Annotated in this window: 15 protein-coding genes; 7 read left to right on the forward strand and 8 right to left on the reverse strand. The window is 63.2% G+C overall.

Annotated features, from left to right (window positions below):
- Positions 1–49 precede the first annotated feature (49 nt).
- Positions 50–394, reverse strand: a complete 345-nt coding sequence (locus RS897_RS39400) for a hypothetical protein (RefSeq protein ID WP_315834050.1) — start codon at positions 392–394, stop codon at positions 50–52.
- Between the two features lie 372 nt (positions 395–766).
- Between RS897_RS39400 and RS897_RS39405 the strand changes: the two genes are divergently transcribed.
- The 3 genes from RS897_RS39405 to RS897_RS39415 all read left to right on the forward strand — a co-directional run bounded on the left by RS897_RS39405 (position 767) and on the right by RS897_RS39415 (position 3,102).
- Positions 767–1,270: a peptidase associated/transthyretin-like domain-containing protein gene (locus tag RS897_RS39405; RefSeq protein WP_315834051.1), complete on the forward strand. Its 504-nt coding sequence runs from the start codon at positions 767–769 to the stop codon at positions 1,268–1,270.
- A gap of 20 nt (positions 1,271–1,290) precedes the next feature.
- Positions 1,291–1,914: a ferric reductase-like transmembrane domain-containing protein gene (locus RS897_RS39410; protein WP_315834052.1), complete on the forward strand. Its 624-nt coding sequence runs from the start codon at positions 1,291–1,293 to the stop codon at positions 1,912–1,914.
- Between the two features lie 429 nt (positions 1,915–2,343).
- Entirely contained in the window at positions 2,344–3,102 is a 759-nt protein-coding gene (locus RS897_RS39415) for a sulfite exporter TauE/SafE family protein (protein ID WP_315834053.1), read from the forward strand.
- A 17-nt stretch (positions 3,103–3,119) separates the two neighbouring features.
- Here RS897_RS39415 and mctP read toward each other — a convergent pair whose 3' ends face one another.
- The 4 genes from mctP to RS897_RS39435 form a co-directional block, all read right to left on the reverse strand.
- On the reverse strand, positions 3,120–4,634 hold the full coding sequence (gene mctP, locus RS897_RS39420) for a monocarboxylate uptake permease MctP (RefSeq protein WP_315834054.1): 1,515 nt from the start codon (positions 4,632–4,634) through the stop codon (positions 3,120–3,122).
- The gene (locus RS897_RS39425) at positions 4,624–4,812 is read right to left on the reverse strand and encodes a DUF3311 domain-containing protein (protein ID WP_315834055.1); all 189 of its coding nucleotides are present in this window, start codon (positions 4,810–4,812) and stop codon (positions 4,624–4,626) included. Before RS897_RS39425 ends, mctP begins: the two co-directional genes overlap by 11 nt.
- 178 nt (positions 4,813–4,990) lie before the next feature.
- On the reverse strand, positions 4,991–6,547 hold the full coding sequence (locus RS897_RS39430) for an acyl-CoA carboxylase subunit beta (RefSeq protein ID WP_315834056.1): 1,557 nt from the start codon (positions 6,545–6,547) through the stop codon (positions 4,991–4,993).
- Positions 6,456–7,448 carry an IclR family transcriptional regulator gene (locus RS897_RS39435; protein WP_315834057.1) on the reverse strand — a complete coding sequence of 331 codons (993 nt, stop codon included), beginning with the start codon at positions 7,446–7,448 and terminating at the stop codon, positions 6,456–6,458. Before RS897_RS39435 ends, RS897_RS39430 begins: the two co-directional genes overlap by 92 nt.
- Before the next feature lie 201 nt (positions 7,449–7,649).
- On the opposite strand from RS897_RS39435, the gene RS897_RS39440 reads away from it, so the two are divergent.
- Positions 7,650–7,871 carry an acyl-CoA carboxylase biotin carboxyl carrier protein subunit gene (locus RS897_RS39440; RefSeq protein ID WP_315834058.1) on the forward strand — a complete coding sequence of 74 codons (222 nt, stop codon included), beginning with the start codon at positions 7,650–7,652 and terminating at the stop codon, positions 7,869–7,871.
- A 61-nt stretch (positions 7,872–7,932) separates the two neighbouring features.
- Here the strand turns inward: RS897_RS39440 and RS897_RS39450 are convergent, their stop codons facing one another.
- Both RS897_RS39450 and RS897_RS39455 read right to left on the reverse strand, forming a co-directional pair.
- Positions 7,933–9,777 carry a VF_A0006 family four-cysteine protein gene (locus RS897_RS39450; protein WP_407654388.1) on the reverse strand — a complete coding sequence of 615 codons (1,845 nt, stop codon included), beginning with the start codon at positions 9,775–9,777 and terminating at the stop codon, positions 7,933–7,935.
- 3 nt (positions 9,778–9,780) lie between these two features.
- On the reverse strand, positions 9,781–10,950 hold the full coding sequence (locus RS897_RS39455) for an acetyl-CoA acetyltransferase (RefSeq protein ID WP_315834059.1): 1,170 nt from the start codon (positions 10,948–10,950) through the stop codon (positions 9,781–9,783).
- A 191-nt stretch (positions 10,951–11,141) separates the two neighbouring features.
- Between RS897_RS39455 and RS897_RS39460 the strand changes: the two genes are divergently transcribed.
- Positions 11,142–12,518 carry an amidase gene (locus tag RS897_RS39460; RefSeq protein ID WP_407654389.1) on the forward strand — a complete coding sequence of 459 codons (1,377 nt, stop codon included), beginning with the start codon at positions 11,142–11,144 and terminating at the stop codon, positions 12,516–12,518.
- Positions 12,519–12,615: 97 nt separating this feature from the next.
- Here RS897_RS39460 and RS897_RS39465 read toward each other — a convergent pair whose 3' ends face one another.
- A complete protein-coding gene (locus tag RS897_RS39465; protein WP_407654390.1) occupies positions 12,616–13,641 on the reverse strand; it encodes a LacI family DNA-binding transcriptional regulator in 1,026 nt (341 codons plus the stop codon).
- 477 nt (positions 13,642–14,118) lie between these two features.
- Here RS897_RS39465 and RS897_RS39470 point away from each other — a divergent pair, with 477 nt between their 5' ends.
- The gene (locus RS897_RS39470) at positions 14,119–15,075 is read left to right on the forward strand and encodes a sugar-binding protein (RefSeq protein WP_315834061.1); all 957 of its coding nucleotides are present in this window, start codon (positions 14,119–14,121) and stop codon (positions 15,073–15,075) included.
- 110 nt (positions 15,076–15,185) lie between these two features.
- Positions 15,186–16,733, forward strand: coding sequence for a sugar ABC transporter ATP-binding protein (locus tag RS897_RS39475; RefSeq protein WP_315834062.1), 1,548 nt, complete (start codon positions 15,186–15,188; stop codon positions 16,731–16,733).
- The last annotated feature ends 24 nt before the right edge of the window (positions 16,734–16,757 follow it).

Raw genomic sequence — 16,757 nt, forward strand, 5'->3', positions numbered from 1 at the left:
AATAGATGGCAGTCAGGCATGTCGGCTTTGGCCCAACCGGAAGTGCCGTCTAGTTGACGCCCCTAGCCTTGCCATCCTTCTTCCAAAGCGCCTCGTCGTATTCAGCTTGCGAGAGGCTATCCCTGATCCGCGTGAACGCTTGCTCAGCCTCAACTTGGGCCTGCTCAAGCGTGGGAGCACGGCCTCGGCACCAGTCAGGCATGTCCATCATCGGGAAGTTGATGGACCACATCCAGTGCTCCACAGGTGACGCGGGGACAAGCAGGGTTAGCGGAGCGATTGTGCCGACGTTGTCGCCATCTACAACCGGCCAATAGGTGGTGAGATCGAGGGTCGTCTCCGGCCACATCGCGATGGCGTTCGTCTCCAGCCGCATCGTGAGGGCGTATGTCATGCTCGTGACTCGCATTTTTGCCGCCGCAATCAACGCATGGTTACCTTAACGGCCGCATCCGGACAATCTCCAAGGAGAATTTGCAGGCGGCGAACTGTGGAATCGTCGTCCGCAACGGGCCAAAGCGGACAAACACCATCGATCGCCTGGCATCCATCGGCGATCAAGGGCGAAGGGATAATTGAAGAATGCACCCCGGCGTCGGGCGTTTCTGAAGATGCCCCGTCAACGACGCTGGCTGAGCAGCCGGAACACCCGTTCACAACTCTGTTATTGCGACCCGTCGCGCTCTTCGCCTGCCTCAACTGGCCACTTCGCCCTTGTTGTTGTACCCTGAGCGGAGCAACTGCACGATCGCCAGGAGGAATTCGCATGACCGCCGTCGTGTTCAACCGTCGCAACCTCCTCGCCGCCGGCGGCTCCGTCGTGGCAACCGGAGTCCTTGCAACCGGGATTTCCGGGTTCCTGTTGCCCGCCCGCGCGGCAGGCCTCGCACCGACCGATTCGATGTCGGGCGGGGCGAACAACTACCGCAAGGGTGCGCCGACTGTGGATCGGATCGGCAAGGGTGGCTTCTGGATGAGTGGCACTGTACGCCGCGCAGGCGACGGGGCTCCGCTTGCCGGGCAGCGCATCCAGATTTGGGCGCACACCACCGAAGGGCAGGAACACGAGCCGCAGAGCCATGGCGCCACGCTCACCGACAAGAACGGGGTGTTCCGTCTCGAGATGCCGCAGATCATTCCGATCTTTGGCCAACCGCATGGTCACCTGGCCTATGACAGCGGTGAATTCAAAACCGTCTTTCTGCGTCCCGTGATGCGGAGCGCAAAAGAGACCAGCCTGGAAGCGCACTTCGTCCTTCAACCGGCCTGACCGAGTTGGACGCAAAAAGAATGAGATTGGCCCGGGTGACCATGATCTGGGCCACCCTTACCGTCGCCGTTTGCCTGCCGATCGCCGCTGCCGCGGCGAGCCCGCTGCTCGCATGGCGCGGTCCGATCTACATAATCGCCGGCTTCGCGGGGATTATCGCACTGGGTCTTGTGCTGGTTCAGCCTTTGCTGATTGGCGGATACTTGCCTGGACTGTCAGCTTATCGCGGGCGGCGCGCGCATCACTGGATCGGAGGTGCGCTGGTCGTGGCGGTGGTGATCCATGTCGGGGGACTTTGGTTCACCAGTCCGCCGGACATGATTGACGCCCTCCTCTTCTCATCGCCGACGCCGTTCTCCCTTTGGGGTGTGACCGCGATGTGGGCCATCTTCGCCGTCGCGCTTTTGGCAGCACTCCGCCGGCGATTGGGACTGCGACTGCGAACATGGCGCATTGCCCATATACCCCTTGCGGTGGTGATCGTCATAGGCAGCGTGGTCCATGGCATGCTGGTCGAGGGCACGATGGAGACGATGTCGAAGGCGGCGCTTTGCACGCTGGTCCTCGGCGCGACCATCAAAGTCATGGCTGACTTGTGGAGAAAGCGATCGACGTCGCGCGGAGAAAGCAGTGTGCGACAGTAAAGATGCGAGCCGGGTCGTGATCGCAAGACGCGCGCCACAGCAATGAGACCGTGAGCGCACCCAACTCCACCGAAGCCGGCGAGCCAGTCGGGCACGCCAGGCCACATCTACACACTTCACACGCCGGCTCGGCGGTACGATCGACATCAACGTTGTCATCTTTCCCAGCGCAGCGGACGTTTCCAACGGCCATTCCGGCGGCCGGCAAAATTGCACTGAATACAATACTTATATTGCACCGAGTCACCGCTCGGAGCATTCTAGTACCCGGAATCATAGCCAAGTGACACGAGCAAACACTGTACGTGCCCACCGATTCTGAATCACGTTTGATCAAAGTGGGTACTAGCACCATCGAACCGGACAACACGCAGCGATGAACCCGCGCGCCGGGGCGCGGCAATCCTTGGAGATTTTTGGAGAGGAGCAATGGAACTCACGGTCACCACGGTCCTGATTGCGTTTGCCGGCGTGTTCCTGATCTGCTTCATGAAAGGCGCATTCGGCGGCGGATTTTCCATTGTCGGCATTCCGCTGTTGTCATTCGTAATGGATCCGGTGACGGCTGGCGGCCTTCTGGCGCCGTTGTTCATCGCAATGGACCTGTTCGCACTTCGCTACTGGAAGCCTTCGACATGGTCGAAGCCGGATCTTGCGATGCTGTTGCCAGGGCTCGTGATCGGCATCGGGCTCGGCTATCTGCTGTTCCGCGCGATGGACCATCGTGCCGTAGCGATCGTGATGGCGATGGTGACCTTGCTCTTTGTCGGTCTGTGGCTTGCCGGAGGCTCGGAGGTCACAATTCGTCCGCGGTCGACACCGAAGGCGATCACGGCCGGTCTCGCTTCGGGCGTGACCACCATGGTCGCGCACTCCGGTGGGCCGCCGCTTGCGATGTACCTGCTGCCGCTCGGCCTCACCAAGGAGATCTACGCGGGAACGACGAGCATGTTCTTCACGGTCGGCAACGTGACCAAGGCGGTGCCGTGGCTGCTGCTGGTGAGGCCGACAGGCAACGTCTGGATCGTGATGGCGGCCTGTCTGCTCGCCATACCCGCCGGCGTCTGGCTCGGCTGGCGACTTCACGGCAGGCTGGACCAGCAACAGATCTATCGGGCCTGCTACGGACTGCTGGTCGTGACGGCGTTGAAGTTACTGTGGGACGGTGTGTCCGGCTATCTCGCATAAATTGGACTACGGCGCGCTCAGCGCGCCGCAGCCACCGGAGCCGTCTTGGTTGGAGAAGCCTTGGTTGGAGAAGCCTTGCCCGGCACCACCAGATTGACGATGACAGCCACCGCGATGTTCAGCGACAGCGCCAGCAGGCCGGTATACATCGTGATGGCCGTGTCGCCGAAATGCAGTGTGTGCAGCGGCTTGAGCCCGTCGGCATAGGCGAAGTACGTGCCGCCGAGGAAGCCGACCGCCCAGCCCGCGAGCAGCGCCGGGGCGCGGAACCAGCCGATGAACAGCCCAAACACCAGCGCGGGCAGCGTCTGGATGATCCACATGCCGCCAAGCAGTTGCAGATCGAGCGCGAACTGGATCGGCAGGACGATAATCGCCAGCAACGCACCGAGCTTGACCACCAGCGAGGTCACCTTCGCCACCTGCGCTTCACCGGCATCGCTGATGTCCGGATTGACATAAGCACGCCAGAAATTGCGGGTGAACAGGTTGGCGGCGCCTATGCTCATCACCGCGGCCGGCACCAGCGCGCCGATCGCGATCGCGGCGAACGCGAAGCCGGCGAACCAACTCGGGAACAAGGTCTGGAACAGCGCCGGCACCACGTCGTTGTTGCTGGAGAGTTGCAGGTGCGCCGCATGGCCCATGTAGCCGAGCAGCGCCAGCAAGCCGAGCAGCAGCGTGTAGGCCGGCAGCAGGATCGCATTCTTGCGAATGGTGTTGGCGCCGTTGCTGGCGAATATGCCGGTCAGTGTGTGCGGATACATGAAGGCCGCCAGCGCGGATCCCAGCGCCAGCGTGGCGTAGGCGACGTACTGATTGCCGCCGAGCAGAATGCTGCCGCTCCCCTTGGCCTTGAACGCGGCGTCGGCCGCGTTGAACACCGCGGCGTAACCGCCGAGCTTCGAGGGGATCAGCGCCACCGCCGCGATCACGGCGATGTAGATCATGATGTCCTTGACGAAGGCAATCAGCGCCGGCGCACGCAGCCCCGACGAATAGGTGTAGAATGCCAACACCAGGAAGGCGATGATCAGCGGCAGTTCACCGCTGAGACCGAGCGCCTTGATCACGGCCGCCATGCCGATCAGCTGCAGCGCGATGTAGGGCATGGTGGCGATGACACCGGTCACGGCGACCGCAAGCTCCAGCGCCTTGGATCCGTATTGGCCGCGCACGACGTCGCCTGCCGTGATGTAGCCATGGTCCTTGGCGACCTGCCACAACTTCGGCATCACCGCGAACACGAAGGGATAGACAATGATGGTGTAGGGCAGCGCGAAGAAACCGTAAGCACCCACTGCATAAACCAATGCGGGCGCTGCAATCACCGTATAGGCGGTGTAGAAATCGCCGCCGATCAGAAACCAGGTGATCCAGGTGCCGAAGTTGCGGCCGCCGAGCCCCCATTCATCGATGCGCGCCAGCGTCTCCGGCTTGCGCCATCGTGCGGCGAAGAACCCCATGATGGTGACGAGGACGAAGAAGAAAACGAAAACACCGAGTGCGACCGCATCGATCTCAGTCTTCATGCTTCACACTCCTGTATGCGAGCCAGATCAACAGGGAGGTGATGGGCACCCAGGCGAGCTGATACCAATAGAAGAATGGAAATCCGAGAACCACGGGATCATGGGTGTTGTAGAGCGGCACCCAGAGCAGGCCGATGTACGGAAGAACAAGCAGCCAGAGCCACCGGTTGGTTTTCATGATGATCCGGTCCCCGCAACAATCATGTCAAAATGTTGGAGACTGGATAGCCAGAGTGTCGCAGCAGGTAAAGAGCCGTGGCTGCAGAAGCGTCGTGCGGAACCGCACCGATGATCTGCCATGCGTCTCGCAACGACATCGTTGTGCAGTTGCGAGAACTGCACAACGATGCGGAAAACTACGGCCTGATCGCCATCGTCACCGGTCCCGGTGCGCGCACCGGTTCCGCCAGCCGCGCAAAGTCACATAACAGTGATCGTGTTTTGCGCGGGTCGATGATTTCTTCTACCCAGAATTTTTCGGCCGTGCGAAACGGCGAACGCAATTTGTTCAATCGATCTTCGATTTCCGCAAGCTTGGCTGCGGGATCGGTTGCCTCATCGATATCAGCGCGATAGGCCGCTTCGATGCCGCCTTCCAGCGGCAGCGATCCCCAATAACCCGACGGCCACGCATAACGCAGCGACAGCCGACCAGCCGGCTGGTTGGCGGCCCCCGCAACGCCGAACGCATTGCGAATAATGACGGTGCACCACGGAATCTTCGTCTGGTTCATCGCCGTCATCGCGCGCACGCCATGACGGATGGTGGCGGCCTTCTCGGCTTCAAGGCCGATCAGGAATCCCGGACAATCCTGCAGGTAGACCACCGGCAGATGGAAGGTCTCGGCGAGATCGACAAAACGCACGATCTTCTGGCAAGCTTCCGCGGTCCAGGCGCCACCGTAGTGATAGGGATCGCTGGCGAGCAGCGCGACGGCCCGGCCATCGAACCGCGCGAAGCCGGTGATGATCGAGCGCCCGAAGTTCTGGCCCATTTCGAAGAACGAGCCCTTGTCGACCACCGTCTCGACAATGCAGCGCATCTTGTAGACCTGCCGACGGTTGCGCGGCACGGCTTTCATCAGGCTCTCGTCGGCGCGTTCCGGATCGTCATCGCAGACGATGGTCGGCGGCAAGCCGTAGACCGAGGACGGCAGATACGACAGGAAACGCCGCGCGCAGGCAAACGCCTCCTCCTCGGTGTCGACGGCATGATCGACCGCGCCACTGCGGGTCTGGATCTCCCAGCCACCCAGTTCCTGCTTCTCGAGCTTCTGGCCGAGGCGCGCGACCACCGGAGGCCCGGCGACGAACATCGCCGAAGTCTTCGTCATCACTGAATAGTGGCTCGCGGCCAACCGCGCGGCACCAAGGCCCGCCACCGATCCGAGGCCGAGCCCCACGACGGGCACGACCGCCATATTGGCCATGGTGAAATAGAAGCCACGCGTGCCGCCGACACCGCCGGGCAGATTTGCGGCGCCGGTGGTCTCGATGGTTTTCACCGAACCGCCGCCGCCGGAGCCCTCGATCACGCGAATGATCGGCAGCCGGAATTCCGCCGCCATGGTTTCCGCCATCAACGGCTTCTGCGGGATCGACGCATCGGCCGAGCCGCCGCGCACGGTGAAGTCGTCGCCGACCACCACCACGGGCCGGCCGTCGATGCGACCGCGGCCGAACACACAGTTGGCCGGCGTCAGGGTCTTGAGCTCGCCCTTGTCATCGTATTCGGCGCTGCCGGCAGTCGCGCCGACTTCATGAAAGCTTTCGGTATCGACCAGCTTGTCGATCCGCTCGCGGACCGTCAGCCGGCCGGACTCATGTTGCCGCCTGACCTTGTCGGGGCCGCCCATCTGCTGCGCGAAGGCTTTTCGGCGCGCCAACTCGTCCAGCTCCGGCTTCCAGTTCATTCCGTTTCTCCCAGCCGCCGGTGACGATAAGCGATTGTTTTTTTATGGATTGGGACGCTGTCGTCTCGACGAAGGGATTGTCCTCGACGCTGTCCGACATGTTGAGCACGGCCTGCGACAGTTTCAGCAGTTTCGGCGCGACCTCGACGCGCAGCCGGGTTTCATCATACATCGCCGCGAGCAGCCCGATGGTGATCACCAGGAAGTCGCGGTACTGCGGCGACCATAGCGGCACCGAAATGCCGGTGACATGCGGATTCCACAATCCATTGGAAATCACGTAGCCATTGTCGCGCAGCGAGCGGCGGTTGGCCTCGATCCGCGGCTGCAGCAACCGCGCGTCGTCGGGAATCTCGCGCTGCATTTCGGCCAGCAGCGCGGCACAGGCATCGGGATGCAGCGCCGCGGTGTAGCCGTGGCCCGCCGCGGTGCGCGCGATGTCGATCCGGCTTCCGGTGGTCGACTGCAGGCCGACCGCATCGTGCGCCCGCGCATACTCGAGATAGACCATGTGGAAACGATCCGGCGCGACAAAGCCGATGGTGCCGGGAATCTGTTCGGCGACATCTTGCATCAACAGGCGAACCAGGGAGCGAAACCGCAGCCCCCGCATCATGGATGTGCTCATCGCAACGGCGCCGGGTCCGAGCCGGTACTTCTGATCCTGCGGCAGATACACAAGCTGGCCCATGCGGGTCAGTGTGTGGGTTAGCCGCGACACTGTGGAGCGCGGCAGACGGCAGCGGTTGGCGATCTCCAGATTGCCCAGCCGCGCTTCGTGGCCCTCAAAGCAGCGCATCACGTCGAAGGCGCGCGACACCACCTGAATGACATCGTTTTCCGCAGTGCCGTCACTGGCGAGCCCACTCTGCCGGCCCAGGCGTTCGGATCGTCGTCCCATTAGACCGTGCTCCCGCTGACCGTGACGGGATTCGCGCACCTGACTGCGACTGGACTTGGCATGCTTCTTCCCATGATTTTCCGTTATACGGAATAAAATTTCCGCTTGTGGAATAGGCTACCTCAGGCAATCTCCGGCCACAACAACAACAGCGCCGGCGCATGGGCACCCGCGCCAACAGAATGGTCTGGGGGAGGACACGTGGCTGACATCAAGATCACGAGCGACGTCGCGGGACGTGTCTGCGAATTGCTTCTCGGCACCGGCGCAACCGTCGCCAATGGCGACGACATTGCGTTGGTCGAGGCCATGAAAATGGAAATACCAGTCGCCTCGACCGTATCAGGCAAAATCAAGTCGGTGCTGGTGAGTGTCGACGACATGGTGGCCGAGGGCCAGACCATCGCGGTGATCGAGACGTAACACGACACGTCGCTGCCGTGCCGCGATCCAGTCGGGATCGCGGACCCGGCACCCGGTCAAATCAAGGCCAGTTGGATGTGCGACAGGCCGAGGCGATGGCCCGCGCGGCTGAATCAGACTGGGCGCCGGACAACTGCCGCACCAGACAAGCATAATAACCCTTGTTGCTTTCGTGCAATAAGGAGTCGCCGTTGAGTGCGAGCCAGTTGCAGGCGGAACGAATGTACTGGACAGCCACGGCGGATCTCGTGTCGTGGATCGCAGACAGCACGCATTGAGCCTGCACTTTCATGCTGTTGGTTTGCGCGATGACGGATCCAGAGGACAAAAGAAGCGTTCCGGCAACGACAATGGCTGCGAGAGCCGTCAACAGCACGCGTGATTGACCCGCCAGTTCGCGCAGCGCCGTCTTCAGGACCTTGCCATAGTTGTTCTTCGGCAACTCGGTGAGTTCGACATAACGCTTCGGTCGCTTGAAACGCGCAATGTGTGCAAGGCAGTGGGCGTCGAGCGCGACCTGGTCGAACACAGCCCCCGGCGCAATAACGAGATAGGCGACGATGTTTTCGCCCCACTCCGGATCGGGCACGCCGATGACGGAAACCTCCTTGACCGAGGGATGCGCCAGCAGCACCTCCTCGACCTCGCGCGGGTAGATGTTGGTGCCGCCGGAAATGATCACGTCCTTGGAGCGGTCGGACAACGTCAAAAAGCCGTCGGCATCGAGCCGGCCGACATCACCGGTGCGCAGCCAGCCGTCGACCAGCGTCTCCGCCGTAGCCTTCGGATTGTTCCAGTAGCCCAGCATCACCGGTGGCCCCTTGGCTTCGATCTCCCCGACCTCGCCCGCCGGCAACGCTTTTCCGTCGGGGCCGGTGACCCTCACGGATACCGCGCTCTGTGCAACGCCGACCGAGGCCAGACGTTCGACATAACGCGGGTGATCGACATCACCGTGACGCACCCGCGACAGCGATGTGATGGTCATCGGCGATTCACCCTGACCGTAGATCTGGACAAAGCGCTGGCCCATCACCGTCATCGCCGCCTTGATATCGGCGAGATACATCGGACCGCCGCCATAGACCACGGTCTTGAGCCCTTCACCGGTCTCACCGCGAACGCGTGCGGTGGCGACCAGCCGCTGCACCATGGTGGGCGCGGCGAACATCGACACCGATCCGATCTGGCGCGCCAGGGTCAGTACCTCGTCCGCATCGAACCCTCCCGATGGCGCCACCACATGCCGGCAGGCCATCCGCACATGGATGAAATTGTAAAGACCGGCGCCGTGAGAAATCGGCGCGGCATAGAGCACTGCATCGGACGGCTGCACGTCGTCGACATCAGCGAGATAACACAGCGACATGGCAACGAGATTGCCGTTGCTGAGCATCACACCCTTCGGCCGCCCCGTGGTGCCGGAGGTATAGAACAGCCACGCCAGATCGTTCACCTCGCGTTGCACCGGCGGCGCGATCACTCGCGCCTCGCGCAGCGCCGCAAAAGCGGTGCTCCCGACATCGATCAGTGTCAGCCCGTTCGGGAGGTCTTCTCTGACCTCGCCAAGCGCCGGCCCGGTCTCGCCATCGACGAACGCCAGTTTGGCTTCCGCATTGCTGCAGATCCACGCGGCTTCCCGGGCGTGCAGCTTGGCATTGATCGGGATCGCAGCGGCGCCCGCCCACCAGATGCCGTACAGGCACTCCAGGTATTCGGTGCAATTGTGCATGAACACCGCCACCCGATCGCCGGGTTGGATGTCATGTGCCCTGAGATTGGCGGCAATCGACGCGGCGCGCCGCGCGAAGGTGGCGTAGTCGGCCTTGAGCTCGGTGCCGCTCAACAGCGCGGGCGCTGAGGGCGACAGCCGCGCGCTGGCCGCGAGCCATTCGGCAACATTCATAGGTTAGCGCGTCGGCTCAAGGATCGAAACGTAGTTCGCGACCGCAGCACCGCCCATGTTGAAGATGCCGGCGAGCTTCGGACTGGCAAGCTGCATGCCTTGCGGCGCTTCGCCGGCGAGTTGCATCGCGCTCATCACATGCATCGAGACGCCGGTGGCGCCGATCGGATGCCCTTTCGCCTTCAGGCCGCCGGACGCATTGACCGGAAGCTTGCCGCCGATCTGGGTCCAGCCTTCTTTGATGGCGCGGGCGCCCTGCCCCTTCGGCGTCAGTCCCATCGCTTCATATTCGATGAGCTCGGCGATGGTGAAGCAGTCATGGGTTTCGACGAAAGACAGATCCGACAGCGTGATGCCGGCGGACTGCAGCGCCCGTCCCCAGGCCACGGAGCAGCCTTCGAAATCGATGATGTTGCGCTTGGACATCGGCAGGAAATCCTGCGCATGTGCCGTGGCGCGGATCGAGATCGCCCGGCGCATCGACTTTGCGGTCTCGGCATCCGTCAGCACCAGTGCGGCGGCGCCGTCCGACACCAGCGAGCAGTCGGTGCGCTTCAGGGGACCCGCCACAAATGGATTCTTGTCGCCTTCGGAGCGGCAATAGTCGAAGCCGAGATCCTTGCGCATCTGCGCAAAGGGATTGGCGACGCCGTTCTTGTGGTTCTTCGCGGCGATCATCGCCAGTGCATCGGACTGATCGCCATAGCGCTGGAAATACTGCTCGGCGATCTTGCCGAACACCCCGGCGAAGCCCGCAGGCGTGTCGCCGTCTTCCGGCAGATAGGAGGCGCGCAGCAGGTTGCGGCCGATCTCCGGACCCGGCGTCCTGGTCATCTGCTCGACGCCGACCACCAGCACGATTTTCGCGGCCCCTGCGCGAATGGTTTTGATGGCCTGATGCACCGCTGCCGAGCCGGTGGCGCAGGCGTTCTCGACCCGCAGCGCCGGCTTGAAGCGCAGCTCCGGCGAGGCCTGCAGCACCAGCGACGCCGTGAAATCCTGCGCCGAGAAACCTGCGTTGAAATGTCCCAGCACGATTTCATCGACGTCGCCCGGCGCGATGCCGGCGTCCGCCATCGCATCGGTCGCAACCCGCACGACCAGGCTTTCGATTGTCTCAGCCTCCAGTTTCCCGAACGGCGTGTGTGCCCAGCCGACGATCGATGCAGTCATGCTATCCTCCCGGAACTCGTTGTCAGACAAACCGCCGCGCGGGCGCCCATCGTTGACTTGCACGGGACTTAATCATTCCCCTCGGACGACATCAACCTGCAGGGTGACACTCCCACCATGCACGCCGGCTTGCTCTGTCATGTGTCGGTGGGCATTGCCCGCATGGCGAGAACCGATAGCATCGCGTCCTCATGCGACAATGGGGCTCCGCTTTGACCAATTCCTCTCCCACTCTGAACGATCTGTCCCAGGCGCTTGCCGATGGCAAGATCACGAGCCGCACGCTTGCGGAGGCCTGTCTGGAACGGATCCAGGACAAGGATGGCGAAGGCAGCCGCACATTCCTGCAGGTGGATGCGGACAAGGTCCGGCAGACCGCCGACGCCATGGACAAACTGCGCGCCGCGAACGCCGCGCCCTCGCGGTTCGCGGGCATTCCGATCTCGGTCAAGGACCTGTTCGACGTGCAAGGTGACGTCACGCGTGCCGGCTCCAGGGCGCTGGCCGACTCCCCATCCGCGGCGCGAGATGCCACCGTGATCGCCCGGGTGCGGCAGGCCGGCTTTGTCATCATCGGCCGGACCAACATGACCGAATTCGCCTATTCCGGCCTCGGCATCAATCCACATTATGGCACCCCGGCCAATCCATGGCAGCGGGCAACGCCGCGGGTGCCTGGTGGGTCGTCCTCAGGCGCGGCGATTTCGGTGTCGGATGGCATGGCCCACGCGGCGCTCGGCACCGACACCGGCGGCTCCTGCCGGATTCCCGCGGCGTTCGCCGGCATCGTCGGCTACAAGCCGACCGCGCGTCTGATCCCGCAGGATGGCATCGTGCCGTTGGCGCCCTCGCTCGATGCCGCAGGTCCGCTGGCCCGGTCGGTTGGCTGCTGCGCGAGTGTGCACGCGCTGTTGAGCGGACAGCCCGAGATCGAGCTCTCGAGACTCGACCTCTCCGGATTGCGTTTCGCCATTCCGCAGACCTTCGCGCTCGACGATCTCGACAAGCCGGTGGCGAGAGCTTTCGAAGCTGCGATTGACCGGCTCTCGCGGGCCGGCGCGCGCATCGTCAACGTGCCGTTCGAATCGTTCCGCCGGATACCGCCGATGAACGCCAAGGGCGGTTTCGCGGCGATGGAAAGCTATGCCTGGCATCGCGCGCTGATCGACAAGAAGCGCGCGGTGTACGATCCGCGGGTGGTCAACCGTATCGTCAAGGGTGCCGATGGCACGGCCGTGGACTATCTCGAGCTGCTGGCCGCGCGCAAGGCGCTGATAGCCGCCGCCGACGCAGAGCTTGCCCCGTTCGATGCGTTGTTGATGCCGACCGTCGCCATCGTGCCGCCGCGGATCGCCGATCTGGCCGGTGACGAGGCCTATAGCCGAGCCAACATCCTGTCACTGCGCAACACCAGCCTGATCAACGCCACCGACGGCTGCGCGATCTCGCTGCCGATACACGAACCGGACGACGCGCCGGTCGGGTTGATGCTTGCCGGCCGCGGCGGTGACGACCAGCGGCTGTTGGCGCTGGCCGCGGCGGTGGAGACGGCGCTGGCAGTTGCGTAAGCGGAGTTCAGCTAGTACCCGGAATCATAGCCAAGTGACACGAGCAAACACTGTACGTGCCCACCGATTCTGAATCACGTTTGATCAAAAGTGGGTACTAGCGGCGTTCCGGCGTCGCTGCGACGGAATCGCGTTCCACCAGTGCGCATTCCAGCTTGGTGATCGGATGCCGCCCCCTGCCGGCGCGAGGCGCCCCCTCGAGCTGTTCGATCGCCCATTGCCCCATCGCCAGATGCGGCAGGATCGCCGTGGTCAGCGCCGGAAACAGATGCCGGGAGATCTCCTCGTCATCGTAGCCGACCACGGAGATATCGTGGGGAATGCGCAGACCGGCCTCCTTCAGCGCCTCATAACAGCCGATTGCGGTCCGGTCGTTCTGGCAGAAGATGGCGCTGGGGCGTTCGTTGAGCGACAGCAGCTTCCGTGTGGCCGCATAACCCGCGCTGGCTGACCAATCGCCCTCCACCACGAGATCCGGATCGAACGGAATGTCCGCGGTGGCCAGCGCGCGCCTGTATCCGGCCAGGCGTTCCTGTGCCGCCTGCATCCATGGCTCGCCGGTGATGGTGGCGATGCGGCGATGACCGTGCTCGACGAGATGATGCGTCACGCGCTGACCGCCGGCGATCTCGCTCGGGATCACGGCGGGAAATGCCCGATCGGCGGTGTAGCAGTTGAGCAGGATGACCGGGATATCGAGATCGTGGAGAAACTCCGGCGCGGTGATCTCTCGCGTAAAGATCGTCATGTAGATCAGCGCGGAAATCCCGCGCGCGGTGAGCGACTGGATCGCGCGCGGCTCCATCACGGCATCGTTCATGGTCTGGGCGACCAGCAGCACATTGCCGGCATCCCATGACGCCTGCCGCGCCCCCTCGATGGCGACAACGGCCTCGGGGCTGGTGGCGAGCTGATCGACCACAAATCCGATGGTGCCATCGAGCATTGAGGATGGGACCGCGGCGCGGAGCGCAGGCATCTCCGGCGGGCTGTAGCCAAGCACGCGCGCCGCCTCGATCACCCGCTCGCGTGTCTGCGGCGACAGCCGGATACCTTGCGTGTTGTTGAGAACGAAGGAGACCGTTGCCTGGGAGCAGCCTGCGGCCCGGGCGATGTCGGTCATGGTGACACGCCGGAGCTGGCCGTCATCCCCGGCTTTTCGCCGCGACCGCTTCGAGGCGGCGCGCGATGTCGCTCTTGGCCTTTCTCTTGGAGCTGTCCCGGAGGCTGGCCCGGGCGAGTCCTTGGTGTCGTTCATCTCCATTCCGTCGCAGTTTCATTTCGCTAATATATATTAGCATTGAGCAACGGGCGACGACAACAAGCGGCACCAAGGGCCGCCCGGCTCCCGTCGATCGGTTCAGCGCCAAATCAAGCTTATGATATAAATACATATTTATCGAAAACCGAATTCACCGCGCAGTATCGACGGGTGCGGCGCAAAAAGTAATACTTATTTACTATTATAAATAAACCGCCTAGCCTCCCCCTTGCAGGTTGGACGCAGCATCCACCCGGACCCGCCCTGGGGAGGAACAATAGCCGTCCGCATCCGTAAAATGGCCCGGCACCCAACGCCGGAGCGAATGGGAGGAGTGACATGAAAACCATCATCACGGCCGTCTTCGCCACCACCACGCTTCTGCTCGGCACGTCTCTCGCAACTCAGGCCCAGGACAAGCCCACGCTGGCCTTTGTGGTGAATGGCGCCTCCGACTTCTGGAAAGCGGCCGAAGCCGGCGTGCGCAAGGCGCAGGCCGAACTGCCGGCCTACAACCTGACCCTGAAATATCCGGAACAGGCCGCGGTCGCGATCCAGCAGCGGCTGATGGACGATCTCGTCGCCGCCGGCGTCAAGGCCATCATGGTCTCGGCCGTGGATCCGAAGACCTCGACCGAAGCGCTGAACAAACTTGCGTCGCAGACCACGCTGTTCACCACCGACAGCGACGCGCCGCAGACCAACCGCATCGCCTATATCGGCTCGTCCAACGTCGATGCCGGCAAGCAGGCCGCCGAGATCGCCAAGAAGGCGATGCCGAACGGCGGCAAATGTTTGGGCTTCGTCGGCCTGCTCGGCGCCGACAACGCCAAAGAGCGCATCCAGGGCATGAAGGACGGCCTCTCCGGCAGCAAGATCGAACTGGTCGACGTGCGCGGCGACGACATCGACCAGACCCGCGCCAAGGCCAATGTTCAGGATGCGCTGGTCGCGAACCCGAACATCACCTGCATGGTCGGCTTCTATTCCTACAACACGCCGCGCATCTATGAGGCGCTGCGCGACGCGGGCAAGCTCGGCCAGATCACGGTGGTCGGCTTCGACGACGATCCGATTACGCTCGGCGGCATCAAGGAAGGCACCATCGCCGCGACCGTGGTGCAGCAGCCGTATGAGTGGGCCTATCAGGGCATGAAGCTGATGGCCGCCTATCTCAAGGGCGACAAGTCCGGCATTCCGGCGAACAAGCTGATCATCGTTCCGACCAAGATCATCGCCAAGGGTGATGTCGATGCCTATGCTGCCAACCTGAAGGCCATGGCGACGGGAAAATGACGGCCGGGACGTAACCGCTGCCACGTTGAAGACACCGCGAGAGACAGTATCCGGTCTGCGTCGATAGCGCGACCGGATACTGCCGCGTGATCCATCCGGCCAAATCGCTCATGCTGAACACGTTATCCGAAGACAGCACCGCCACCGCATCGCCCGCGACGACCTTCCTCGATCTGCAGGGCGTACGCAAGACCTATCCCGGCGTTGTGGCGCTGGACGGCTTCTCCATGCAGGTGGGCGGGGGTGAAGTGATCGGCCTGGTCGGCGAGAACGGGGCCGGCAAATCGACGCTGATGAAGATCCTCGGCGGCATCACCACTCCCGATCAGGGCACCATCACCATCGATGGCGTGCCGCATCAGGGCCTGACGGTCGACAGCAGCATGAAAGCGGGCATCGCCTTCGTGCATCAGGAACTCAATCTGTTCGACAATCTCGACGTCGCCGCCAACGTCTTCCTCGGCCGCGAGCGGCTGTGGGGTGGGCCGCTGCGGCTGATCGATCGCACCGCGCTGCGCTCAGCCTGCGCGCCCTTCCTCAAGCAGGTCGGCGCGAACTTCGGCCCGGACACGCCGGTGGCGTCGCTGTCGCTGGCCCAGCAGCAGATGGTCGAAATCGCCAAGGCGCTGTCGATGCGCGCACGCCTGGTGATCCTGGACGAACCGACATCGAGCCTGCCGGTGGCCGAGACCGACAAGCTGCTCGATGTCGTCGCCGGGCTGAAGCGCGATGGCATCAGCGTGATCTTCATCTCTCACCGGCTGCACGAGATCGAACGCGCTGCCGACCGCGTTGTGGTGATGCGGGATGGTACCCTGGCCGGGATGCTGCCGAAGGACGCCGTCCATCACGACACCATGGTCAAGTTGATGATCGGCCGGGCGCTGAAGGCGCGCGATCTGCCGCCGGCCCGGCAGCCGGGCGCGGTGGTGCTTTCGGCGCGTGGAATCCGCACCTCGGCCTACCCGCTGCGCAGGGTCGATCTCGAACTGCGACAGGGAGAAATCCTCGGCCTTGCCGGCCTTGTCGGCTCGGGCCGCACTGAACTCGCGCGGGTGCTGTTCGGCATTGATCGAAGCCTCGCGGGCACGCTGCATCTGGACGGCCGCGACCTGACATTGACATCGGCCACGCAGGCGGTGGGGCGCGGCATCTTCCTCGTTCCCGAGGACCGCAAGCTCGCCGGTGTGCTGCTCGACCTTCCGATCTGCCAGAACATCTCGCTGCCGGACCTGGACCGGCATGCCAGCCGGTTCCTGGTGTCGGCGGCCAGCGAAGCGCGGCTTGCCGAGACACAGCGATCCGCGCTTGGCATCAAGGCGCCATCGGTGACGACGCTGACCGGAACGCTGTCCGGCGGCAACCAGCAGAAGGTGGTGCTGGCGAAGTGGCTGGCGATGAAGCCCAGGGTCATCATCCTCGACGAACCGACGCGGGGCATCGACATCGGCGCCAAGGCCGAGATCTACACCCTGATGCGCAACCTCGCCGACGCCGGCGTCGCGGTGCTGATGATCTCCAGCGACATGGAGGAAGTGATCGGTGTATCCGACCGGGTCGCGGTCATGCACGAAGGACACATCTCCGGCTTCCTCGGAGGCGAGCAACTGACCCAGGAGAACGTGCTACTGCTCGCGGTCGGCAAACCGGCACGATGATGCAAACATCAAACGACATCCGAT

The sequence above is a fragment of the Bradyrhizobium prioriisuperbiae genome, assembly GCF_032397745.1.
Taxonomy (GTDB): Bacteria; Pseudomonadota; Alphaproteobacteria; order Rhizobiales; family Xanthobacteraceae; genus Bradyrhizobium_A; species Bradyrhizobium_A prioriisuperbiae.